A 24,085-nucleotide genomic window follows, 5' to 3' on the forward strand; every position below is an offset into this window, starting at 1 on the left:
CCCGTCGGGCGAAGAGCCGACGGGGCGCCGGCCCGCCCCGTCGCCGGCGCGTCAGTCGTGCGCCTCGACCCCGGCGCGCAGCAGGCCGTAGGTGTAGCCGTCGTCCAGTGCGTGCCACGAGGCGGCGATCACGTTGTCCCCCACCCCCACGGTCGTCCACTCTGCGCTGCCGTCGCTCATGGACAGCAGCACCCGCGTGGTGGACGAGGCGCCGTGGGTGCCCTCCAGGATGCGCACCTTGTAGTCGACCAGGTTGAGCCGCGCGAGCTGCGGGTGGATGCGCTCCAGGCCGGCCCGCAGCGCGCGGTCCAGCGCGTCGACGGGCCCGTTGCCCTCACCGGTGACGACGATGCGCTCGCCCTTGGCCCACAGCTTCACCGTCGCCTCGTTGACCTGTTCGCCGTCGGGCCGCTGCTCGACGATGGTGCGCCAGGACTCCGCGCGGAAGAAGCGGGGGGCCGCACCGGCGGCGCCGCCGTGCACCTCGTCGCGGAGCAGCAGTTCGAAGGAGGCGTCGGCGGCCTCGTACGTGTAGCCCTTGAGCTCCTGCTCCTTGACGCGCTCGACCACCCGGCCCACCAGCTCACGGTCGCCGCCCAGGTCGTAGCCCAGCTCCTTGCCCTTGAGCTCGACGGAGGCGCGGCCCGCCATGTCGGAGACCAGCATCCGCATGGTGTTGCCGACCAGTTCGGGGTCGATGTGCTGGTAGAGGTCCGGGTCCACCTTGATCGCCGAGGCGTGCAGGCCGCCCTTGTGGGCGAAGGCCGAGGTCCCCACGTAGGGCTGGTGGGTGGAGGGGGTGAGGTTGACGACCTCGGCGACGGCGTGCGAGACGCGCGTGGTCTCCGCCAGCGCGCCCTCGGGCAGCACGCGCTTGCCGTACTTGAGTTCCAGCGCGGCGACGACGGGGAAGAGGTTGGCGTTGCCGACCCGCTCGCCGTAGCCGTTGGCGGTGCACTGGACGTGGGTGGCGCCGCCGTCCACGGCCGCCAGGGTGTTGGCGACGGCGCAGCCGGTGTCGTCCTGCGCGTGGATGCCGAGCCGCGCGCCGGTGTCGGCGGCGACGGTGCGCACGACGGCCTGGATGCGGGCGGGGATCATGCCGCCGTTGGTGTCGCACAGGACGACCACGTCGGCGCCCGCCTCGTGCGCGGTCCGCACGACCTGCTTCGCGTAGTCCGGGTTGTCCTGGTAGCCGTCGAAGAAGTGCTCGCAGTCGACGAAGACGCGGCGGCCCTTCTCCCGCAGGTGGCCGACGGTGTCGGCGATCATCGACAGGTTCTCCTCCAGCGTGGTGCGCAGGGCCAGCTCGACGTGCCGGTCGTGCGCCTTGGCCACCAGCGTGACCACCGGGGCGGCCGAGTCGAGCAGCCCCTTGACCTGCGGGTCGATCTGCGCGGGCACGCCCGCCCTGCGGGTGGACCCGAACGCGACGAGCTGCGCGTTCTTGAAGTCGATCTCCTGCGGGGCGCGGGCGAAGAACTCGGTGTCGCGCGGGTTGGCACCGGGCCAGCCGCCCTCGATGAAGCCGACGCCGTACTCGTCCAGGTGCCGGGCGATGGTCAGCTTGTCGGCGACGGTCAGGTTGATGCCCTCGCGCTGCGCTCCGTCACGCAGGGTGGTGTCGAAGACGTGGAAGCTGTCGTCCGGGGTCCGGAGTGTCATGGCTGGTGGCTCCTGGAAGGGTTCAGTGGTTGCGGAAGGAAGCGCTCCACTTGCCCCCATCATCCCTCGCGGCATCCGCCCCCGGCCTGGTGGGCCGGAAAACGAAAAAACCTCTCGCGGGTGCGAGAGGTCTGCGCGCGGGTCTGGGGCACGGTGGCCGCCGCCGTGCGGTGATTCCACGGCAGTCGGTCACTGCGGACCGGCGCGCCTGCTGCCAATAATCATGACGAACGAGGGCACCCCGCCATCCTGGCACGAACCGTCCCCCACGCCCCAACGCGTCTCACCATGCGGAAGGACCGCCCCGGAGTGCGGGCCCGTCTCAGCGAGTGACCAAGGAGCCCCGCACCGTACGGACGAAGGCGCCCCAGCTATCCGCCGGGGAGACCAGCGTGGGCCCCTCGGGGCACTCGGCCTCGCGGACCGGAAGGACACCGGGTGAACGATGGCCCACGACTGCGGGCCTCTCACGGCCCGACGGGCGGCCGCTGGTCTCCCGTCGCGGAGCCGTCCCTCGCCCCGGTGGCTCCGGGAACCGGGACTGCCCGCGCCGCGCGTGCCATGACGCAGTCGAACTCGACGACCCGGCCCGTGGTCTCCTCACGCGTCACGGGATACATCCCGGTGATCCCGAAGCCGGCGTCCTCGTACGCGGCGAGGGCCTCGGCCATGCGCGGGCTGCCCTCGTACAGCCGCAGCGCGGCGACCTCGGACTGCATTCCGACGAACTCGCCGATGCGGTCCCCTGCGCCCGCGAAGACCTCCAGGTCGTAGCCCTGGGTGTCCATCTTCAGGAAGGGGCGCGGTGCGGCGAGGCCGTCCAGGGCCTCGTCCATGACGTCCTCCAGCCGCCGGATCCGCACCTGCGTGGTGGTGCCGGTGTCGGCGAACCGCTGGTAGCGCTGCCGCCCGTACGCGCTGGGCTCCAGCAGCGAGTTCATGGTCTTCCAGCCCAGATGGATGCTTGCGACCGACTCCTCGCGGCCCAGCCCGCAGGGGTGGACCTGCCAGTCCTCGTCCCGCTCGGCGATCTCGCGCAGTCGCTCCAGGGCTTCAGGGACCGGCTCGAAGGAGACGATCCTGCCCCGGTACCCGGCCCGCCACAGCTGGGTGCCATACTGCCCTTTGTTGGCCCCGACGTCGAAGACGCAGTCGACCTGGTAGTTGGCCAGCAGCCCGGCCACATGCCGGGCGCACAGGCTGCTCGCGGTCGCTTGCGGCAGGCCCCACGTGCCCGCCGGGGCGTGGGGCCGCTCAGCGGAGGTGCTCGTCCGCTCTCTGCCGACCAACCACGCTCCCGCTTCGGCCTTTCTCGCGGTGTAGCCGCCGCGCCGGGAGATCACAGCGGCTCCCGGGCCCAGGTCGAGAACTTGCACCCCGAGCCGGGGCAGCGCGGCAAGCACCTTCCTGAACAGCGTTGCCATGTTCAGACGCTACCTACGTCACTTTCGCCCCTGTCAATCTTCCGGCCCCACATCCCGTACCCCTCACTCGCATCGCCTGCCTCAGCCGTACCGCCCTGCACCGGTGGTACGGCTGAGACGCGGCGGAGAGCCGCACCGCCGCAGAGGCTGCCTCAGACCTCCTCGGGGAGTTTCCTCACACCTCCCGCAGCCCCGGGCTGCCCACCTCGGTGACGAAGGAGGCGGCGGTGCCGACCGGCGCGCCGGGCTTCGTCACGGCGGCGACGGTACGGAAGTCGGCCCGCCCCTGGCGCTTGTCCAGCCGCACCGTCACATAGCCGCGGCGCCCGTTGTAGAACTTCATGTGCGGGTTGGCGCCCATGTAGGCGTCCCAGTTGCCGGGCTTGTCCTCGCCGTCCTTGCCGCTGGTGATGGAGGTGGCGACGATCTCGGTACCCAGCGTGCGCGAGTCCTGGTCCCCGAAGTCGCGCTTGATGTCGTAGGCGTATCCCTTGTGGACGTCCCCGGTGAGCACCATCAGATTCTCGATCCCCGCCGACTCGGCGCCCGCCAGCAGCCGCGCGCGGGAGGCCGGATAGCCGTCCCAGGCGTCCATGCTGACCTTGTATCCGGGGCTGTCGTCGGTGCGGCGCTCGGAGAAGGTCACCTGTTGCGGCACCACGTTCCACAGGGTGTCCGAGGCCCGCCATCCGTCGATCAGCCAGCGCTCCTGAGCGGCGCCGGTCATCGTGCGCGCCGGGTCCTCGGACTCGGGGCCCGGGCGCTGGGCGCCGTCACCGTAGGCTTGGTCCGAGCGGTACTGGCGGGTGTCGAGGATGTCGAACTGGGCCAGCTTCCCGAACCGCAGCCTGCGGTAGAGCCGCATGTCGGGCCCGTCGGGCTGCTGCGGGCGGCGCAGTGGCTGGTTCTCCCAGTACGCGCGGTAGGCGGCGGCCCGGCGCACCAGGAAGTCCTGCGCCGAGCCGTTGTCCTCGGGCACGTCGCCCGCGTAGTTGTTCTCCGTCTCGTGGTCGTCCCAGGTCACGAGGAAGGGGTGGGCGGCGTGCGCGGCGCGCAGATCGGGGTCGCTCTTGTAGAGCGCGTACCTGAGCCGGTAGTCCTCCAGCGTCACCATCTCGCGGTCGAAGACGGCCGGCAGCGTGCGGTCGGTGTACTGACGGGCGCCGCCGTGCGCGTCGACGGCGTACTCGTACAGGTAGTCGCCCAGGTGGAAGACCAGGTCGACGTCCTCTTCCGCGAGGTGGCGGTGGGCGGTGTAGTAGCCGTCGTGGTAGGCCTGGCAGGAGACGGCGGCCAGCCGCAGCTCGTTCAGGTCGGCGCCCGCGGCGGGCGCGGTGCGCGTACGGCCGACCGGGCTGGTCCACTTCCCCGCGCGGAAACGGTAGTAGTACACGCGGTCGGCCTCCAGTCCCTCGGCCTCCACATGCACGGTGTGGTTCAGCTCGGGGTGCGCGGTGGCGCTGCCGCGCCGGGCGACGCGGCGGAAGCGGCGGTCGTGGGCGATCTCCCACTGGACGGCGATGCGGGCCCTGGGCAGTCCGCCGCCGCTCTCGTAGGGCTCGGGCGCCAGCCGGGTCCACAGCACGACGGATCCTGGCAGCGGATCACCGGAGGCGACGCCCAGCGTGAAGGGTTCGGCCTTCACCGCCGTCCTGGCGTCGGCCTCCGCGGCCCGGGCGCTGCCCGGCAGGTTCGTGGCGAACGCGAGCGCCGCGGCGGCCGAGGTGACGGTCAGGAAGCGGCGACGGCCCAGTGCCGCCGCCGCCCTTCTTGTCTCCTGCTGACTTGCCTGCTCCTGCTGGGACACCTGAAGGTGCGGCATCGTGGATCGCGGCCTTCCGGGAGACGGTCGATGACACCCGTCATCCCAGCGCCGCGGGGAGACCCGCCGGCCACGGACGCCCCACCCCTACATGTCAGGTACATGTACACGCGATCGGTTCCGGACTTACCACGACACCTGCCGCGATGCCCTCCAGCCTCACCCGGCTCGGGGCTCGGCTCGGGACCCCGCTCAGCACCCGGCTCGGGGCCCCGTTCAGGAGCCCAGTGTGTGCATCCAGCCGTGCTTGTCCTCAGCGTGCCCCGTCTGGACGGCCAGCAGCGCCTCGCGGAGCCTCATCGTGATCTCCCCCGCCGAGCCGTCGCCGACCTTCCACTCGTCCCGCGAGGACTTCACCTCACCCACAGGGGTGATCACGGCCGCCGTACCGCACGCGAACACCTCCGTCAGGGAGCCGTCCGCGTTGCCCGCGCGCCACTCGTCGGTCGTGATCCGCGCCTCGCCCGTCTCGTAGCCCATGTCGGCCGCGATCCTCAGCAGCGAGTCACGGGTGATGCCGGGCAGCAGCGTGCCCGTCAGAGCCGGGGTGACGATCCGCGCGCCGGCACCCGAGCCGTAGACGAAGTAGAGGTTCATGCCGCCCATCTCCTCGATGTGCCGGCGCTCCACCGCGTCCAGCCAGACGACCTGGTCGCAGCCGTGCTCGGCGGCCTCCGCCTGGGCGACCAGCGACGCGGCGTAGTTGCCCGCGCACTTCGCCTCACCCGTGCCGCCCGGCGCCGCGCGCACGTACTCCTCGGACAGCCACACCGACACCGGCTCGACGCCCCCGGGAAAGTACGACCCCGCCGGGGAGGCGATCACCATGAACGTGTACCGGTTCGCCGGCTTCACCCCGAGCCCCACCTCGCTCGCGAACAGGAACGGCCGCAGGTACAGCGAGGCCTCGCCCTCACTCGGCACCCACGCCTTGTCCTGGCCCACCAGCAGGTCGCACGCCTCGATGAACGTCTCCACCGGCAGCTCGGGCATCGCCAGCCGCCGGGCGCTGCGCTGGAAACGGCGGGCGTTGGCGTCCGGGCGGAAGACCTTCACCGAGCCGTCGGGCTGCCGGTACGCCTTGAGCCCCTCGAAGATCGACTGCGCGTAGTGCAGCGTCATGTTCGCCGGGTCGAGTTGGAGAGGCGCGTACGGCTCCAGCCGCGCGTCGTGCCAGCCCCGGCCCTCGGTCCACTGGATGGTGACCATGTGGTCGGTGAAGTACCGCCCGAACCCGGGGTTCGCCAGCACGGCCTCCCGCTCGGCGTCAGCGAGCGGCTGCGCCGCGGGCTTGCGGTCGAAATCGATACGGGGCGTCGTCATGTCCGCGTCCTTCGCTCGTACGTTTGCGGACCTGCCCCGGCGGCCCAGGAGAGCATGGCCGCTCTCCTGGTCACTCCCCTGGCTGCGGCACGTACTGCTCGGACGTCCGAGTCCTCCCTCATGGGGCGGTCCCTCACCCCCGATTATCGCGCGGGGGTCAACCTTTACCGGACTCGGGTACGAGGCGCTGTGTGCGGTGACGGCGCCGCGTGGGGTGAGGCCCGGACGCAGTGAGGACCGCCGTCCTCGTGACAGCGGTCCTCAGCCGGTGGCTCCCAGGGCGAAGGTGCCCGCGGGGGGGGTCAGCCGGCCGCGCGGGCGGCGAGCGCGTCACCGATCTCGTCGGTGGTGCGGGGCGCCTCGCCGCGCTCCGCGAGGTCCACGGTGACCGCCTCGTCGACCCGGGCGGCCTCCGCCTCGAAGCCCAGGTGGCGCAGCAGCAGCGCGACGGAGAGCACGGTGGCCGTCGGGTCGGCCTTGCCGGAGCCCGCGATGTCCGGCGCGGAGCCGTGCACCGGCTCGAACATCGAGGGGAACTCGCGGGTCGGGTTGATGTTCCCGGACGCCGCCAGACCGATGCCGCCGCTCACGGCCGCCGCGAGGTCGGTGATGATGTCGCCGAACAGATTGTCCGTGACGATCACGTCGAACCGCGCGGGGTCCGTCACCAGGAAGATCGTGGCCGCGTCCACGTGCAGGTAGTCGGTGCTCACCTCGGGGAACTCCCGGCCCACCCGGTCGAAGGTGTCCTTCCACAGGTGGCCCGCGTGCACGAGCACGTTGTTCTTGTGCACCAGCGTCAGCTTCTTGCGCGGACGCGCCTGGGCCCGCGCGTACGCGTCGCGCACGACCCGCTCCACGCCGTACGCGGTGTTGACGCTCACCTCGTTGGCGACCTCGTGCGGGGTGCCCTTGCGGATCGTGCCGCCGTTGCCGACGTAGGGGCCCTCGGTCCCCTCGCGGACCACCACGAAGTCGATCTCCGGGCGGCCCGCCAGCGGCGAGGACGTGTTCGGGAACAGCTTCGAGGGGCGCAGGTTGACGAAGTGGTCGAAGGCGAACCGCAGCTTCAGCAGCAGGCCGCGCTCCAGTACGCCCGAGGGCACACCCGGGTCGCCGATGGCGCCCAGCAGGAGGGCGTGGTGGCTCTTGAGCTTCTCCAGCTCGGCGTCGGTCAGGGTCTCGCCCGTCGCATGCCAGCGTTTGGCGCCGAGATCGTACTCGTGCGTCTCCAGTTTCACGTCCTGCGGGAGGACGGCGGTGAGGACCTTGAGGCCCTGGGCGACGACCTCCGGGCCGATTCCGTCGCCGGAAATCACTGCGAGGTCGATGGTGCGGTCCGTGCGGGAGGCCGTTCCTGAAGACATGCGGCGGAGCCTACTCTTTGTCCCACGCGGTGACACGGGGTTGTCCGCATGGCGGACCTTTGCTTCGGGGCTCAGCCCCTGTGCCCCTCCATGGGGGTCCCCATGGCCTTCCCCTTCTTACCTGAGGGCGCCCTCGGCCGCGGTGGGGGCTCCGCCCCCCGGGAGCCCCCGTAGCGAGGAGGGGCTCCCTCTGGCGAGAAGGGGGGCGGCGAAGAGGTACAGGGCCCACGTTCGATGAAGACGGGGTCAGCGGCGGTCGAAGGCCCGTTGCAAGGCTTTCGCCGCGTTGCGGCGGTCCTCCTCGCGGAGCCGCGCCGCCACTCGCGAGCGGCGGAGGCGGGAGGCGGGCACGTGGTCGGCTGTGGGCGTGGCCATGGGTAACAACTCCTTCTGCGCGGTGCGAGGAGAGATCTGCCGGAACAGCCAAAGGTGCGGGGACCGCCGGTGCGGCAGGGGTCACCTGCCTGGGGCACGGGCGTCGCATCCGCGAGGCGCTCGGTCGAGCGGAACGATCGGCTTCCTACAAAGATAGGAGCCGGAAGCCGTGTTGTCTCGCCAATTAGTTGGGCTTCCTACTATCTGAGACGAGAGCCACACGGTTTCGGCCACACACACCGGAGGCCCGGCCCTTGCGGGCCGGGCCTCCGGTGACGGGGGCTGGGGTGTCAGCCCATGTGCGGGTAGCGGTAGTCGGTCGGCGCCACCTGGGTCTCCTTGATGGCGCGCGGCGAGGACCAGCGGATGAGGTTGAACTTGGAGCCGGCCTTGTCGTTGGTGCCGGACGCCCGCGCACCGCCGAAGGGCTGCTGGCCGACGATGGATCCGGTGGGCCGGTCGTTGAGGTAGAAGTTGCCCGCGGCGAACCGGAGCTTCTCGGAGGCGTCGGCCAGGACAGCGCGGTCCTTGGCGAGAACCGCGCCGGTCAGCGCGTACGCGGAGGCCGACTCCATCTGCTCCAGCATCGTCTCCCAGTCCTCGTCCTCGTAGACGTGGACGGCGATGACCGGACCGAAGTACTCGGTCTTGAAGACCTCGTTCTCCGGGTCGGAGCAGGCGATGACGGTCGGCGCGACGAAGTAGCCGACGCTGTCGTCGTAGGTGCCGCCGACGACGATCTCGCAGGCCGGGTCGGCCTTGGCGCGGTCGATGGCGGCCTTGTTCTTGGCGAAGGCGCGCTCGTCGATGACGGCGCCGATGAAGTTCGACAGGTCCGTCACGTCGCCCATGGCCAGGCCCCGGACCTCGGTGGCCAGCTCGTCCTTGAAGCCGTTCTCCCAGATGGAGCGGGGCAGGTAGGCACGGGAGGCGGCCGAGCACTTCTGGCCCTGGTACTCGAAGGCGCCGCGGGTGATGGCGGTTTTGAGGACGGCCTGGTCGGCGGAGGAGTGGGCGACGATGAAGTCCTTGCCGCCGGTCTCGCCGACGATGCGCGGGTAGGACTTGTAGGTCGCGATGTTCTCACCGACGCTCTTCCACAGGTGCTGGAAGGTGGCGGTGGAGCCGGTGAAGTGGATGCCGGCCAGATCCGGGTGCGGGATGGCGACCTCGGAGACGTCCTTGCCGTCGCCGGTCACCAGGTTGATGACGCCCTTGGGCAGTCCGGCCTCTTCCAGCAGCTCCATCAGGAGCACGGCGGCGTGGGTCTGGGTCGGCGAGGGCTTCCAGACGACGACGTTGCCCATCAGCGCGGGTGCGGTGGGCAGGTTGCCGGCGATGGCGGTGAAGTTGAACGGCGTGATCGCGTAGACGAAGCCCTCCAGCGGGCGGTGGTCCATGCGGTTCCAGATGCCGTTCGGCTGGATCAGCGGCTGCTCGGTGATCAGCTCACGTGCGAAGTGCACGTTGAACCGCCAGAAGTCGATCAGCTCGCAGGGGGCGTCGATCTCGGCCTGCTGGGCGGTCTTGGACTGGCCCAGCATGGTGGAGGCGGCGATCGTCTCGCGCCAGGGTCCGGAGAGCAGCTCGGCGGCCTTGAGGATGATCGCCGCGCGGTCGTCGAAGGACATCGCGCGCCAGGCCGGGGCCGCGGCGAGGGCGGCGTCGATGGCGTCCTGCGCGTCCTGGCGGGTGGCGGTGGCGTAGGTGCCGAGCACCTTGCGGTGGTTGTGCGGCTGTACGACGTCGACGCGCTCGCCGCCGCCCATGCGCTTGACGCCGTCGATCGTCATCGGCAGCTCGCGCGGGTTGTCGGCCAGCTCCTTGAGCTTGGCCTCCAGGCGCGCACGCTCGGGGCTGCCGGGCGCGTAGCCGTGCACCGGCTCGTTGTACGGGGCGGGGACCTGGGTCACAGCGTCCACGGTTGCTCCTTGTGGTCGAGGGATTCGGGCGTCGTGTGGGTGGGGGCCGTCAGGCCGGAGGCGGTGCGGGCGTCACCGTCTCAGCCCCGGCTGACGAGGGACCTCAGGAAGAAGCCCATGTTGGCGGGGCGCTCCGCGAGGCGGCGCATGAAGTACCCGTACCAGTCCGTGCCGTAGGGGACGTAGACGCGCATGCCGTGCCCCTGCGCGACCAGCCGCTCCTGCTCGGCCTCGCGGATGCCGTACAGCATCTGGAACTCGTACTCGTCCTTCTTCCGACCGTAACGCTCGGCGAGGTTCTGGGCGATGGCCACCATGCGGGGGTCGTGGGAGCCGACCATCGGGTAGCCCTTGCCGGCCATGAGGACCTTCAGGCAGCGCACGTACGCCTTGTCGACCTCGCTCTTGTTCTGGAAGGCGACGTCGGCGGGTTCGTTGTAGGCGCCTTTGACGAGGCGGACGCGGGAGCCTTCGCCGGCCAGCGCGTGGCAGTCGTCCTCGGTGCGGAAGAGGTAGGACTGGACGACGGCCCCGGTGCGGGGGAAGCGCTCGCGCAGCCGGCCGAGGATCGCCAGCGTAGAGTCGACCGTGGTGTGGTCCTCCATGTCGAGGGTGACGGTCGTGCCGGCGGCCGTGGCCGCCTCGACGACGGGCAGCACGTTGCGCTGCGCCAGCTCGTGCCCGCCCGGCAGCGCCTGCCCGAAGGCGGAGAGCTTGACCGACATCTCGGCGTGCTCGGCCAGCCCGGCACCGGCCAGCGCGTCGGTCAGCGCGAGGTAGGCGTCGCGGTTGCGGACGGCCTCCGAACGGTCGGTGATGTCCTCGCCCAGGTGGTCGACGGTGACCCGCATGCCGCGCCCGGTGAGCGCGGTGACGTTGGTCAGGCACTGCTCCAGCTGCTCGCCCGCCACGAAGCGGTCCACCATCGGGCGGGTGACCGGGGCGGCCGAGACGAGGCGGCGGATGCTGTCGCTGCGGGCGGCGGCGAGGAGCACGGGTCCCAGCACGGGGCACCTCCACGGGTTGTTCTTGTGGGCGGCTCGGCGGCGTCGGGTGCCGGGACGGTGCCGGTCGGCGGTACCGGGCAGCGGGTGCGCCGAGCCACCTCGAAGGTAAGGAGCGCGGCGGGGCGCGGACCATCGACAGCTGTCACGTGTCCGTGGACCAGATCTCATACAGATGTATGAGAATGGCCGGTGGAGCGCGACGACGGCGTTCCTGCGAAACAGCGGACGAGTGGCACGGAGGCCGGGCGGGCATGCGGGAGGACTACCAGGCGCTGATCGACGAGGTCTCCCAGCTGCTGGGCACCCCCGCCACCCTGGAGGGCCGTGACTTCTCGCTGATCGCCTTCGGCGCGCACGAGAGCGGCGACGAGGAGGGCCAGGGCCTCGATCTGGCGCTGGACGCGGTGCGCACCCGTACGATCCTGCAACGCAGGTCGGCGCCCGCCGTGCGCGCGTTCTTCGAGAACTACGGCATCACCCGCGCCACAGGCCCCGTCCGCATCCCTCCCGACCCGGCAGCCGGGGTGGTGCACGGCCGCATCTGCCTGCCCGTGCGGGACCGGGGGGTGGTGTACGGCTACATCTGGCTCCTCGACGACGGCGCGCTCGACCTGGCCGACCCCCGGCTGACCGCCGCGATGACGGTCGCGGAACGCACCGGCGCCCAGCTCGCCGCGCACTTCCGCGCCGAGGAGCGGACCGGCGAGCTGCTGAGCGCGGCCCTCGCCGAGCGGGGCGGCGGCGCGCGGGACGAGGCGGTCGCCGGGCTGGCCGCCGCACTGGGCGACGCCGCTGCCGGCCCGCTCGCCCTCGTGGCCGTACTCCCCTGGGAGCAGGACGAACACCCTCGCTCGTCCGGCCAGTCACCCCTCACGGGCGCACTCCCCCGGCTCGCCGCGCAGTGTGTACGCGACGGCGCGCTGGCCGCGCTCGTGCGGCTGCGCACCCCGCACGGACTGGACGCGGCCCGCGCGGCCGCCGGCCGGCTGCTGCGGTCCGCAGGACCTCAAGGGGCGGGCGACGGCGGCCCGACCGCGGGGCTGAGCACGCCCCGCACCGGACTGGCAGGACTGCCCACCGCCTGGCGGGAGGCGCGGGCCGCCGCGCGGGCCGCCGCGGCCGAACCCCCGCAGGACGCGATCGCCGAGTGGGACGCCATCGGACCCTACCGGCTGCTGACGGGCCTCGCCCCGACCGGGCCCGTGCCCGACCCCGTCGTCCACGACCTGCTGCGCCCGGTGCACCACGAACTCGCCCGCACCGCCGAGGTCTTCCTGGACTGCGCGGGCCAGGCGGGACGCTCCGCGGCCGCCCTCGGCATCCACCGCCAGACGCTGTACTACCGCCTCACGCGGGTGGAGCGCCTGACGGGCCTCGACCTGGACGAGGGCGAGGACCGCCTGCTGCTGCACATGGCCCTGAAGGCGGCGCGGCTGTGAGGGGCGAAGCCGAGCACGCCGACGGCGCTCAGAGCGGCGCGCCGGTGCCGAACGACAGGGACCGCCAAGGGCTGACCGGATCCCCGGTGAGGATCCGGTGCTGGATCAGCGACGACTGGTACCACTCCCCGAAGGTCTCCTCGTCGAAGCGCAGCGCCCGGCCGAGGACGTAGCCTGCGGACAGCTCCGCCCAGGAGTCGTAGGTCTCGCGGCACAGCTCTCCCGCACGTATCACGGCCTCCTCCGCCTGCATGGTGGTGGCCAGCCGGGCGCCCCGGCCCCACCGGGCGACGTTGACGGCACGGCCGTAGTCGTAGGCGAGCGCCGAGCGGACCCGGCCGGAGGGCGGCAGCAGCCCGTCGGCCCTGAACCGGGCCTCGTACCGCAGGATCTTTCCGGTGACCGAGGTGAGCACGGCGCGGAGCGCCCGGCGCTCCGCCTCCCGCATGGCGCCGTCGTGTGCCTCCACAAGGCAGTCGAAGGCGGCCTCGCGCCACTGCTCCGCGGTGACCTGCGTCCCGGGCAGCAGCCTGGCCAGTTCCGCCCGCACTCCGAGCACGAACTCCGGCTCGCCCGGGCTGTTGGTACCGGCGAGGAGGTGGTCCAGCTGCTCCCGCCAGCCGGCGTGGTCGGTCACGCCCCACAGTTCACGCAGGATCTCCTCGTCGTCCGCGTAGCTCAGGCAGACGTCTCCCACGTCGTTCCAGAACACCGCGTTCCGCACGGCGAGATGGGCACCGCAGGCCAGGCCGTGGGCGAAGGGGCCGGTCAGGATGCCGTTCCGCCGGGTGCGCAGGACGTTCTCCCCGGGCGGGGGCTCGGACTTCCGGGCGAGCCGATGCCAGCGCCGGGCCAGCGCGCGGCCGCCCGGGAAGTACGCCTCGACGGGGGTGCCGGGGTTGACGACGAGTCCCACGTAGTCGGCGTCGGACAGCTTCCACCGTTTCCAGAGCCGCCCCGGATCGGGCAGCCGCGCGGCCACCAGGTGCTTCCGGGGCTCCCGCAGCAGCATGCCCCGGGTGCGGACCTCGAGGCACCACCCGCCGTCCCGGGTGTACAGCCGGGGCTGGACCGGGCCGCGGTCCATCTGGTCCTTGAAGACGTAGACGAACAGTTCGGCGCGTGTCAGCGCCGCCAGATAGGCGTCCCAGTCCTCCCGTTCACGGGCCTCGGCAAGCGCGTCCTCGACCTCGGTCGGCGCCGTCCAGCCGGTGCTCTCCCCCTGTGCCCTCCCGCGTGTCCCCATGAACACCGCAGCGTAGCGAGAGCGGAAGGGGGCCGAGATGGCGGGGACCGCGCGAAGCGCTCGCGCGGTCCCCGCCGTGGGCGCCCCCTCTCCCGGGGGCCTCGTTCACTCCGCCAGGTCGACCGCCCGCGCGTGGGTGGCGCCGATCTCGTCGGCGATCTCCGTCAGCACGGGCCCCGCGATCGTGTCGTCCACCGTCAGGGCGACCAGGGCCTCGCCGCCCTCCTCCGCGCGGGAGACCTGCATGCCCGCGATGTTGATGCCCGCCTCGCCGAGGATGCGGCCGACCGTGCCGACGACGCCGGGGCGGTCGCCGTAGCGGAAGAACGCCATGTGGTCGGCGACGGCGAGGTCCACGCCGTGCTCGTTGATCGCGACGATCTTCTGGAGGTGCTTGGGGCCCGCGAGGGTGCCGGAGGCCGAGACCTCCTCGCCGCCCGCCAGGGTGCCGCGTACGACGACCACGTTGCGGTGCTCGGCCGACTCGCTGGAGGTGGTCAGGCGCACCTCCACGCCCCGCTCCTGGGCGAACAGCGGCGCGTTGACGTAGGACACCGTCTCGTCCACCACGTCCTCGAACACGCCCTTGAGCGCGGACAGTTCCAGCACCTTCACGTCGTGCTGGGTGATCTCGCCGTACACCTCGACATCCAGCCGCACGGCGACCTCGCCCGCCAGCGCGGTGAAGATCCGGCCCAGCTTCTCGGCCAGCGGCAGCGCCGGACGCACGTCCTCGGCGATGACACCGCCCTGCACGTTGACCGCGTCGGGCACCAGCTCGCCCGCCAGCGCCAGCCGCACCGACTTGGCGACCGCGATGCCCGCCTTCTCCTGCGCCTCACCGGTGGAGGCGCCCAGGTGCGGGGTGCACACCACCTGGTCGAAGGCGAACAGCGGCGAGTCGGTGCACGGCTCGGAGGCGTACACGTCCAGACCCGCGCCCGCGACCCGGCCCTCCTTGAGGGCTGCGGCCAGCGCCTCCTCGTCGACGATGCCGCCGCGGGCGGCGTTGACGAGGCGCACGTCCGGCTTCACCTTGTGCAGCGCCTCGTGGCCGATCAGCCCCACCGTCTCCGGGGTCTTGGGCAGGTGGACGGTGATGAAGTCGGCGACCTCCAGCAGCTCGTCCAGGGACAGCAGCTTCACGCCCATCTGCGCGGCCCGCGCCGGCTGCACGAACGGGTCGTAGGCGACCACCTTCATCCCGAACGCCGACATGCGCTGCGCCACCAGCACGCCGATACGGCCGAGGCCGACCACGCCGAGCGTCTTCTCGCTCAGCTCCACACCGGTGTACTTGCTGCGCTTCCACTCGCCGCCCTTGAGCGCCGCGGTGGCCTGCGGGATGTTGCGGGCCGTCGCGATGAGCAGCCCGCAGGCCAGCTCGGCGGCGGTGACGATGTTGGAGGTCGGCGCGTTGACGACCATCACGCCCGCCTTCGTGGCGGCGGGCACGTCCACGTTGTCGAGCCCGACGCCGGCGCGGGCGACGACCTTCAGCTTGCTCGCCGCGGCGACGGCCTCGGCGTCGATCTTCGTGGCGGAACGGACGAGGACGGCGTCCACATCGGCGAGGGCGGGCAGCAGTTCGTCCCGGTTGGCGCCGTCACACTGCCGGATCTCGAAATCCGGGCCCAGCGCGTCGACGGTGGCGGGTGAGAGCTCTTCGGCGATGAGTACTACGGGCTTGCTCACGTGGTCTCCAAGTCCTGGACAGCGCGGGTCCCTGCGGGGCGGGAGGGCAGACGCACGACGCTGTGAGCCTGTGTGCCCCGCAGTCTATCGAGGGCCCCGCCCTCGATGTGGGTGATCCGTGCACCCCACACCGACGGTCGCGGGCGCCCTTCCCCGGACCGGGGAGGGCGCCCGCGACCGGGGCCGCCGGGCCCGCGAGCGGAGGAAGAAGGGGCGCTTACTTGTCCTCGTCGACCCAGCTCATCAGGTTGCGCAGCTTCTCGCCCGTGGTGGCCAGGAGGCTGTCCTCGTCGGCCTTCTTGTACTCGCTGTACTTGGGCAGGCCCGCCTTGTACTCGGCCATCCAGTTGTTGGCGAACGTGCCGTCCTGGATCTCGCCGAGGATCTTCTTCATCTCGGCGCGCGTCTGGTCGTTGATGATGCGCGGACCGGAGACGTAGTCGCCCCACTCGGCGGTCTCGGAGACCGACCAGCGCATCTTCTCCAGGCCGCCCTCGTACATGAGGTCCACGATCAGCTTCAGCTCGTGGAGGCACTCGAAGTAGGCGATCTCCGGCTGGTAGCCGGCCTCGACCAGGGTGTCGAAGCCCGCCTTGACCAGCGAGGCCGTGCCGCCGCAGAGCACGGCCTGCTCGCCGAACAGGTCGGTCTCGGTCTCCTCGGTGAAGGTCGTCTTGATGACGCCGGCGCGGGTCCCGCCGATGGCCTTGGCGTAGGAGAGGGCCAGCGCGAAGGCGCTTTTGCTCGCGTCCTGCTCGACGGCCGCGATGCACGGCACGCCGCGGCCCTCCTCGTACTGGCGGCGCACCAGGTGGCCCGGGCCCTTGGGGGCGACCATGCACACGTCGACGGAGGCCGGGGGCTTGATGAAGTCGTAGCGGATGTTCAGCCCGTGGCCGAAGAAGAGGGCGTCGCCGTCCTTGAGGTGGGGGGCGATGGACTCCTCGTAGACCTTGGCCTGGATCGGGTCGGGAACCAGGACCATGATGACGTCCGCTTCCTGGACCGCCTCGGCCGGCGCCGTCACGCGCAGGCCCTGCTCCTCGGCCTTGGCGCGGGACTTCGAGCCCTCGTGCAGGCCGACCCGGACGTCGACGCCCGAGTCGCGCAGCGACAGCGCGTGGGCGTGGCCCTGGCTGCCGTATCCGAGGACCGCGACCTTGCGGTTCTGGATGATGGACAGGTCGGCGTCGTCGTCGTAGAACAGCTCGGCCACGGGATGTTTCTCCTTGTGCTCAGTCTTGGTGTGGTGCCCAACCTACGCGGCCAGGCGATGGTGCCCGTCCCAACCCCGCCGCAACGGCGTTCTGCCACGGCGGAGAGGGTCCGGCGGAATGACCGGTCGCGGTTACCCCCACGCTCGGTCGTGCGAAGCCCTCAGGCGGAGCGCTCCAGCGCACGCAGGCTCCGGTCGGTGATGGAGCGGGCGCCGCGCCCTATGGCGATGGTTCCGGACTGCACCAGTTCCTTGATGCCGTACGGTTCCAGCATCTTCAGCATCGCCTCCAGCTTGTCGGCGCTGCCGGTGGCCTCGACGGTGACGGCCTCGGGAGAGACGTCGACGGTCTTGGCGCGGAAGAGCGAAACGATCTCCACGATCTGGGAGCGGGTGTCGTTGTCGGCGCGGACCTTCACCAGGACGAGTTCACGCTGAACGGCGGACGAGGGCTCCAGCTCGACGATCTTGAGGACGTTGACCAGCTTGTTGAGCTGCTTGGTGACCTGCTCCAGCGGCAGGTCCTCGACGTTCACCACGATGGTGATGCGCGAGATGTCGGGGTGCTCGGTGACGCCGACCGCGAGCGAGTCGATGTTGAAGCCGCGGCGGGAGAAGAGAGAGGCGATCCTGGCCAGGATGCCGGGGGTGTTCTCCACCAGCACGGAGAGCGTGTGCTTGGACATCGGTGTCATGCCTTCCTTGTGCCGGTGGCCGTCAGTCGTCGCTGTCGCCGAAGTCGGGGCGCACGCCGCGCGCCGCCATGACCTCGTCGTTGGAGGTGCCCGCCGCGACCATCGGCCAGACCATGGCGTCCTCGTGGACGATGAAGTCGACGACGACGGGCCGGTCGTTGATCGCGTTGGCCTTCTCGATGACCGCGTCCAGCTCGTCGGGGTCCTCGCAGCGGATGCCGACGCAGCCCATGGCCTCGGCCAGCTTGACGAAGTCGGGCACCCTGGTGCCCCGGTTCGGCTCGCCCTGCTCGCCGTCGTGCAGCACGGTGTTGGAGTAGCGCTGGTTGTAGAAGAGGGTCTGCCACTGGCGGACCATGCCCAGCGCGCCGTTGTTGATGACGGCGACCTTGATGGGGGCGCCGTTGAGCGCCGCGGTGACCAGTTCCTGGTTAGTCATCTGGAAGCAGCCGTCGCCGTCGATGGCCCACACGGCGCGCTCTGGCATGCCGACCTTGGCGCCGAGCGCGGCGGGCACGGCGTAGCCCATGGTGCCCAGGCCGCCGGAGTTGAGCCAGGTGGCGGGCTGCTCGTAGTCGATGAAGTGGGCCGCCCACATCTGGTGCTGGCCGACCCCGGCGGCGAAGACCGTGCCCTCGGGGGCCAGCTCGCCGATCCGCTGGATGACCTGCTGGGGGGCCAGCGAGCCGTCCTCGGGCTTGTCGTAGCCGAGCGGGTAGGTCTCGCGCCAGCGGTCGAGCATGGCCCACCAGTCGGCGTACCGGTCGCCTGGCTCGCCGGGACGCTCGGACTGCTCGGTCTGGACAGAGACCACCAGGTCGGCCAGCACCTCGCGGGCGTCGCCGACGATCGGCACGTCCGCGGCGCGGTTCTTGCCGATCTCTGCGGGGTCGATGTCGGCGTGGACGATCTTGGCGTACGGCGCGAAGGAGTCGAGCTTGCCGGTGACGCGGTCGTCGAAGCGGGCACCGAGGGCGACGATCAGGTCGGCCTTCTGCAGCGCGGTGACGGCGGCGACGGTGCCGTGCATGCCGGGCATCCCCAGGTGCTGCGGGTGGCTGTCGGGGAAGGCGCCGATGCCCATGAGGGTGGTGGTCACCGGCGCGCCGGTCAGCTCGGCCAGAACCTTCAGCTCCGCCGTGGCGCCGGCCTTCAGGACGCCCCCGCCGACGTAGAGGACCGGGCGGCGGGCCTCGCTGATCAGCTTGGCGGCCTCGCGGATCTGCTTGCCGTGCGGCTTGGTCACCGGGCGGTAGCCGGGCAGCTCGGCGGTCGGCGGCCACTGGAAGACCGTCTCGCCCTGGAGGGCGTCCTTGGCGATGTCGACCAGGACGGGTCCCGGGCGTCCCGTGGAGGCGATGTGGAAGGCCTCCGCGATGGTGCGGGGGATCTCGTCCGGGTCCTTGACCAGGAAGTTGTGCTTGGTGACCGGCATCGAGATGCCGCAGATGTCCGCCTCCTGGAAGGCGTCGGTGCCGATCGACCCCGCGGCCACCTGTCCGGTGATGGCGACCATCGGCACGGAGTCCATGTGCGCGTCGGCGAGCGGGGTGACCAGGTTGGTGGCGCCGGGGCCCGAGGTGGCCATGCAGACGCCGACCCTGCCGGTGGCCTGCGCGTACCCGGTGGCCGCGTGGCCCGCGCCCTGCTCGTGCCGGACGAGGACGTGCCGGACCCGCGAGGAGTCCATCATCGGGTCGTAGGCGGGCAGGATGGCGCCGCCGGGGATGCCGAATACGGTGTCGGCGCCGACTTCCTCAAGAGCGCGGATGAGGGACTGGGCGCCGGTGATGCGGGGCGCCTGGGCCGGAACGGAAGTCGGCTGCTGTCCGCCGTTGCGGGCCCGCGGCTGCGGCTTGGGGGCCCCGGTGGCCTGTTCGGTCATCGCTTGTCTCTTCTCGGAGAGTGAGGGTTGACACTCGTCGGGGGCGGTCGCTCGTACGGGGCTGCTCGTGTCCCGTTTGTCGGGGTTGTTGGGCTACCGCTGGTTTGGGCTCGGGTGCTGGTGCAACAAAAAACCCCTCGTGCCGCGAGGCAAGCGAGGGGAGCGCGCCGGGAAGGTCGCGGGGTGTGGAGCCCCGGTCAGCCGACGCGCTTTCCAAGTACGAGAATTCGGGTGCGCATGATGACGACCCTCTCCCCGTCAACCCCCGGGTGTCAAGTGGGTGGGACAGGCGTCTCAGCATCCGAACGCGACGCAGGATGCACCAGGGCTTCAGGCGTGCCCTGCTGCCGCACGGTCAGCCTCCCGGGCCCCGGCCGCACGGACCCCGGCGAGGTACCGCGCCGCACCGGCGACGCTCCCGGGACCACCACCGCGGGCTCCCGGCCCTCCGGGTGCTCCTCGCCGTATCCGTAAGCGCCCCCGCTGCGGCTCGACTCGGGCACCGCGTAGACCCCGCGGGCCAGCGCCGTGCGCAGCCGGTGCTCGTCCAGCGGTCCGGAGAAGACGGCGCCCTGGCCGTGCGTGCAGCCCATCTCGCGCAGCAGCGTGGCCTGCTCGGGCAGGTCGACCCCCTCGGCCACCGTGGTCAGCCCCAGGTCGCAGGCGATCCGCAGCAGCCCGGCCGTGATCTTGCGCTGCCTGGAGGACTCCACGATGCCGTCCGTGAGCCCCCGGTCCAGGCGCAGGATGTCGATGGGGAGCCTGCGCAGCGCCGAGATCGAAGCTCCTCCGGAGGCCCCGCTGCCGAAGCCGTCCAGCGAGATCAGCACCCCCAGCCTGCGCAGCGCGCTCAGCCGCCGCTCCAGCTCGTCCAGCGGAATGCGCGGGTCGCTGTCGGACAGCTCCAGGATCAGCGCCCCCGGCGCCCCCGGCACCCCGGCGTTGGCCGCGGGCGCGCCCAGCGCCGTACCGCCGGTGGGCCCCGGCGCGGCCGCCAGCCCGTGCCGGGCCAGCAGGGCGCCGACGCCGTGCGGCTCCATGCCGGGCTCGGTCAGCCGCCGGGCGGGCAGCCGCACCGTGACCGGGGCCCCGTATCCGGCACGCTGACGGGCCGCCGCCTGGGCGACGGCCTCCTCCAGCAGCCAGCGGCTCACCTCGGCGGCCCGCTCACCGCCCATACCGCGGGCCTCACGCGCCGAGGCCCCCTCGGTGCGCAGGAACTCCGCGGGCGTGAAGAGGATGCCCGCCTCCGAGCGCCAGCGCGCCTCCGCGGCGATCGCGGTGATCTTGCCGCTGGCCAGCTCGACGATCGGCTGGTGCAGCAGCGCGAACTCGCCGTCGTGCAGCGCGCTGCGCAGCCGCGCCGCCAGCTCGGCGCGCTTGACGACCTCGGCCTGCATCTGCGGCGCGTACAGCTCCACGCGGGCCTTGCCCGCCTGCTTGGCGCGGTACATCGCCAGGTCGGCGTTGCGCATCAGGGAGCTGGGGGTGATGCCGGGCTCGGCGAAGGCGATGCCGATGGAGGCGGCCACCCGCACCTGCGTGCCCTCGACCCGGTAGGGGTCGGAGAGGGTGATCCGCAGCCGGTCGGCGATGTCGTGTATGCGCAGCTCACGTTCGGCGTCAGGGGGCGCGCCCGGCTCACCGTCGCCGCGGATGAGCACGGCGAACTCGTCGCCGCCCAGCCGCGCCGCGGTGTCGCCGGAGCGCACCGACTCGTGGAGCCGCCGCGCCGCCTGCACCAGCAGTTCGTCGCCCGCCTGGTGGCCGACGGTGTCGTTGACCGCCTTGAAGCCGTCCAGGTCGATGAAGAGCACCGCCGTGCCGCAGTCACCACCGCGGCGTGAGCCGATGGCCTGACGGACCCGCTCGGTGAACAGGGCGCGGTTGGGCAGGTCGGTGAGCGCGTCGTGCGAGGCGTTGTGCTGCAACTGCGCCTGGAGCCGCACGCGCTCGGTCACGTCCCGGCTGTTGAAGATCAGGCCGCCCTGATAGCGGTTGACCGTGGACTCGACGTTGAGCCAGTGGCCTTGGCCGTGCCGGATACGGCACTCGATTCTCGTGCACGACTCCTGGTCGCTGGAGGTGGCCAGGAAGCGGCGCAGCTCGTGCAGCACCTGGCCGAGGTCCTCCGGGTGGACGAGGGAGGAGAGTTCGGCGCCGACCAGGTCCTCGGCGTCGCGCCCGTAGACGCCTGCCGCGGCCGGCGAGACGTAGCGGAGACTGCCGGTGGCCGCGGTGATCATGATGACGTCGCTGGAGCCCTGCACCAGGGAGCGGAAGTGGTTCTCCTTTTGCGCCAGCTCCCGGGTGAGCGTGATGTTGTCCAGCAGCATGATGCCCTGGCGCAGCACCAGTGCCAGCACGACCGTGCATCCTGTGTAGAGGACGACGCGGTCGATCTCGCGGCCGTCCACCGAGTTGTAGAGGATGCCCAGGGTGCACACGGCCGCCGCCAGGTACGGCGTCAGCGCGCTGAGCGAACCGGAGAGGGGCCGGCTGGGGTGCGTGGCGCGGGCCTCCGCCTCACGGGCCGTGGCCAGCGGCTGCGGCTGCGGCGGTGCCGGGCTCCTGCCGCGGCTTCTGCCGACCCAGGGCGCGTACGCCAGCAGCAGCGACCCGGCGAACCAGCCCGCGTCCAGCAACTGGCCCGAGGCGTAGTGCTCGCGCAGCATCGGCGAGGTGAACAGGGCGTCGCACAGCACCGTCAGCGCGAGTGCGCCGACCGCGGTGTTGATGGCGCTGCGGTGCGCGGAGGAGCGCCTGAAGTGCAGGGCCAGCACCATGCTGACGAGCACGATGTCCAGCAGCGGGTAGGCCATGTTCAGCGCGGCCCTGGCCACCGAGTCGCCCTGCCAGTAGGCGGTGTGGGCGAGCGCGAGGGACCAGGAGAGCGTCAGCAGCGAGCCGCCGATCAGCCAGGCGTCGAGGCTCAGGCACACCCAGCCCGCGCGGGTCACCGGGCGCTTGGCGAGCACGAGCAGCCCGACGATGGCCGGTGGCGCGAACAGCAGGAAGCAGAAGTCGGCCAGTGAGGGCCTGGGGACCGGCTGGTCGAGCACCAACTCGTACCAGCCCCACACCCCGTTGCCCAGCGCCGCCATCAGCGAGGAGACGCCGAAGAGCGCCCAGGCGGGGCGGCTGGCCCGCAGGCGGGCGCGCTGAGCCGGTGCCAGGTGGGCGGCGTCGGGCCGTTCGGCGTCGCGGCGCGTCGTGTAGGCGTACCACAGGCAGGACGCGGCGGCCAGCAGGGCGGCGGCGCTGAGCCCGAAGTCGCCCATGAACACGGCGACGGTCTGCGAGCCCCAGCCGAGGGCTGCTCCGATGGCGTAGCCGGCGCAGATGACGGCGAGCGCCAACTGCGGTGCCAGTCCTGTGGTGGCCCCGCCCGAGCCCCCTCCGCGCGGCTGGGGCGGGATGCCGTCGGTCCTGCCGGTGGCTTCGTTCACCCGAAGCCCGGTCCCCCTCGCCCGTGGCGGGATTCCGCGGGTCTGCGGTGGCACCGACGTACCGCGTCCGGTGCCACCGGCGCGGGCATCGGGTGTGGTCCAGTACGGGTTGCGTCGCGGGGCCGCTTCGTTGGTCGTCATCGTGCCACCCGCCAGGACGGGGGCCACTTGGTGGAGTCGGCACGGCCGTCACGCACCGTGTGCGGTGGTGCGGCGCAACGCGGGTTTTCTGGCTGACGGTTGCGGTGGCGTGGAACGCCGTGTGTGCGTTCCCCCGTGCGGCAGTTCGTCCGTTGATCGTGCATTCGCCCGTCGCCCCCCTCGTGTCCGGGTTTCGCCCCCCGATCGGGACGATACACCAGGTTCGTCACTCAGGGACATAGTCCCAATACTGACCGTAACCACAAGAGGGAAGTTCGGAACAGGGTGCAGTCGTACGGATCCGTAGAGTGGTCTCTCGCGGCCTCGGGGGGTTTACGCGACCTACGCCACGGCCACCGTGTTCGCCGGCTCCTCACCGGCCGCCCAGCGCCGCAACTGTGCACCGACGAGTCTTCTGGCGCGCGGGTGGAACGCGGAAGTGGGCCCTCCGACGTGCGGTGTGATCAGCACTCCGGGTGCTCGCCACAGGGGGTGATCCCTGGGCAGAGGTTCGGGTTCCGTCACGTCCAGCGCGGCCCGCAGCCGGCCCGGGACACCGTCCCCGGCCCCCGGCGCGGAGGCCGGGGTACCCGTCTCGGCCAGCAGCGCTCCGGTGTCGACGACGGCACCACGGGCCACGTTGACCAGCAGCGCCCCGTCCTTCATCCGGGACAGGAATCCGGCGTCCACCAGACCGCGGGTCTGCTCGGTGAGCGGAGTCGCCACTACCACGACGTCGGCGAGCGGCAACAGATCGTCGATCTCGCTCAGCGGCCGCACAGGGCCCAGTTCGGCGATGCGGGGCGAGCGGGCGACCCGGTGGACGGCGGCGACCTCGAACGGCAGCAGCCGCTTCTCGATCGCCTCCCCCACGGCGCCGTAGCCGAGGATCAGTACCGTGCGGTCCGCGAGGGCGGGGTGGAAGTCGGTACGCCACTCGCCGCGGTCCTGGGCACGCACCGATCCGGGCAGGTCACGGAGGGAGGCGAGGGTGAGCGCCACGGCCAGTTCCGCGGTGCTCGCGTCGTGCACGCCGCGGGCGTTGCACACCCGTGTTCCGGTGGGGAGGCGTGGGATGGCGGGCGCGATGTGGTCGATGCCCGCGGTGAGGGTCTGGACGACCTTCAGGCCCGTCATCCTGGCGAGCGGCCGTACGGCGACCTCGGCACCGAGGTAATAGGGGACGACGTAGAAGGCGCAGTCAGCGGGGTCCGCCGGGAACTCCTCCTCTCCGTTCCAGTACCGGTACGTCAGGGAGTCGGGCAGCCCCTCGACACTCTCCGGCGGGAGCGAGAGCCATACCTCCGTCGCGTCAGCCATGAGGAGAGACTAAGGGGCGGCCACCCCACAGGTCAGGGGCGCCTTCCCGCGACGCGTGGGGAGAGTGTGGCCGGGGCAAACGTGTGTGACACCC

General features: G+C 71.6%; 17 protein-coding genes. 1 reads left to right on the forward strand and 16 read right to left on the reverse strand.

The genetic code is table 11. The annotated features are described in order from the left end of the window. Positions 1 to 51: 51 nt before the first annotated feature. The 9 genes from cimA to DQ392_RS14255 form a co-directional block, all read right to left on the reverse strand. A complete protein-coding gene (cimA, locus tag DQ392_RS14220) occupies positions 52 to 1,665 on the reverse strand; it encodes a citramalate synthase (protein WP_114015951.1) in 1,614 nt (537 codons plus the stop codon). A gap of 322 nt (positions 1,666 to 1,987) precedes the next feature. Beyond that, positions 1,988 to 2,119: a DUF397 domain-containing protein gene (locus tag DQ392_RS36200; RefSeq protein ID WP_181856418.1), complete on the reverse strand. Its 132-nt coding sequence runs from the start codon at positions 2,117 to 2,119 to the stop codon at positions 1,988 to 1,990. 13 nt (positions 2,120 to 2,132) lie between these two features. Then, positions 2,133 to 3,089 carry an FkbM family methyltransferase gene (locus tag DQ392_RS14230; protein WP_114015953.1) on the reverse strand — a complete coding sequence of 319 codons (957 nt, stop codon included), beginning with the start codon at positions 3,087 to 3,089 and terminating at the stop codon, positions 2,133 to 2,135. Between the two features lie 175 nt (positions 3,090 to 3,264). Then, a complete protein-coding gene (locus tag DQ392_RS14235) occupies positions 3,265 to 4,911 on the reverse strand; it encodes an alkaline phosphatase D family protein (RefSeq protein ID WP_114015954.1) in 1,647 nt (548 codons plus the stop codon). Positions 4,912 to 5,127: 216 nt separating this feature from the next. Beyond that, positions 5,128 to 6,234: a branched-chain amino acid aminotransferase gene (locus tag DQ392_RS14240; protein ID WP_114015955.1), complete on the reverse strand. Its 1,107-nt coding sequence runs from the start codon at positions 6,232 to 6,234 to the stop codon at positions 5,128 to 5,130. A gap of 302 nt (positions 6,235 to 6,536) precedes the next feature. Further along, positions 6,537 to 7,601, reverse strand: coding sequence for a 3-isopropylmalate dehydrogenase (locus DQ392_RS14245; RefSeq protein ID WP_114015956.1), 1,065 nt, complete (start codon positions 7,599 to 7,601; stop codon positions 6,537 to 6,539). Between the two features lie 246 nt (positions 7,602 to 7,847). Continuing rightward, a complete protein-coding gene (locus tag DQ392_RS35830) occupies positions 7,848 to 7,976 on the reverse strand; it encodes a hypothetical protein (RefSeq protein ID WP_281272983.1) in 129 nt (42 codons plus the stop codon). Positions 7,977 to 8,266: 290 nt separating this feature from the next. Continuing rightward, entirely contained in the window at positions 8,267 to 9,898 is a 1,632-nt protein-coding gene (pruA, locus tag DQ392_RS14250) for an L-glutamate gamma-semialdehyde dehydrogenase (RefSeq protein WP_114015957.1), read from the reverse strand. Between the two features lie 80 nt (positions 9,899 to 9,978). Next, on the reverse strand, positions 9,979 to 10,905 hold the full coding sequence (locus DQ392_RS14255) for a proline dehydrogenase family protein (RefSeq protein WP_114015958.1): 927 nt from the start codon (positions 10,903 to 10,905) through the stop codon (positions 9,979 to 9,981). A gap of 251 nt (positions 10,906 to 11,156) precedes the next feature. Between DQ392_RS14255 and DQ392_RS14260 the strand changes: the two genes are divergently transcribed. Further along, positions 11,157 to 12,344, forward strand: a complete 1,188-nt coding sequence (locus tag DQ392_RS14260; RefSeq protein ID WP_114015959.1) for a PucR family transcriptional regulator — start codon at positions 11,157 to 11,159, stop codon at positions 12,342 to 12,344. A 28-nt stretch (positions 12,345 to 12,372) separates the two neighbouring features. Here the strand turns inward: DQ392_RS14260 and DQ392_RS14265 are convergent, their stop codons facing one another. The 7 genes from DQ392_RS14265 to DQ392_RS14295 all read right to left on the reverse strand — a co-directional run bounded on the left by DQ392_RS14265 (position 12,373) and on the right by DQ392_RS14295 (position 23,991). Further along, positions 12,373 to 13,590, reverse strand: a complete 1,218-nt coding sequence (locus DQ392_RS14265; protein ID WP_114015960.1) for a DUF1266 domain-containing protein — start codon at positions 13,588 to 13,590, stop codon at positions 12,373 to 12,375. A gap of 105 nt (positions 13,591 to 13,695) precedes the next feature. Then, positions 13,696 to 15,285 (reverse strand): phosphoglycerate dehydrogenase, encoded by a 1,590-nt coding sequence (gene serA, locus DQ392_RS14270; protein ID WP_114015961.1) that lies wholly within the window; start codon positions 15,283 to 15,285, stop codon positions 13,696 to 13,698. A 217-nt stretch (positions 15,286 to 15,502) separates the two neighbouring features. After that, a complete protein-coding gene (gene ilvC, locus DQ392_RS14275; RefSeq protein ID WP_114015962.1) occupies positions 15,503 to 16,501 on the reverse strand; it encodes a ketol-acid reductoisomerase in 999 nt (332 codons plus the stop codon). A 161-nt stretch (positions 16,502 to 16,662) separates the two neighbouring features. Next, positions 16,663 to 17,187, reverse strand: coding sequence for an acetolactate synthase small subunit (gene ilvN, locus DQ392_RS14280; protein ID WP_114015963.1), 525 nt, complete (start codon positions 17,185 to 17,187; stop codon positions 16,663 to 16,665). A 31-nt stretch (positions 17,188 to 17,218) separates the two neighbouring features. After that, complete coding sequence (locus tag DQ392_RS14285; RefSeq protein WP_114015964.1) at positions 17,219 to 19,081, reverse strand: acetolactate synthase large subunit; 1,863 nt, start codon at positions 19,079 to 19,081, stop codon at positions 17,219 to 17,221. A 272-nt stretch (positions 19,082 to 19,353) separates the two neighbouring features. Next, a complete protein-coding gene (locus tag DQ392_RS14290) occupies positions 19,354 to 22,671 on the reverse strand; it encodes a putative bifunctional diguanylate cyclase/phosphodiesterase (RefSeq protein WP_114016028.1) in 3,318 nt (1,105 codons plus the stop codon). 342 nt (positions 22,672 to 23,013) lie between these two features. Further along, the gene (locus DQ392_RS14295; protein ID WP_114015965.1) at positions 23,014 to 23,991 is read right to left on the reverse strand and encodes a 2-hydroxyacid dehydrogenase; all 978 of its coding nucleotides are present in this window, start codon (positions 23,989 to 23,991) and stop codon (positions 23,014 to 23,016) included. Positions 23,992 to 24,085: the final 94 nt, after the last annotated feature.

Origin of the sequence: Streptomyces reniochalinae, from assembly GCF_003323735.1 — a bacterium.
GTDB classification, from domain to species: domain Bacteria; phylum Actinomycetota; class Actinomycetes; order Streptomycetales; family Streptomycetaceae; genus Streptomyces; species Streptomyces reniochalinae.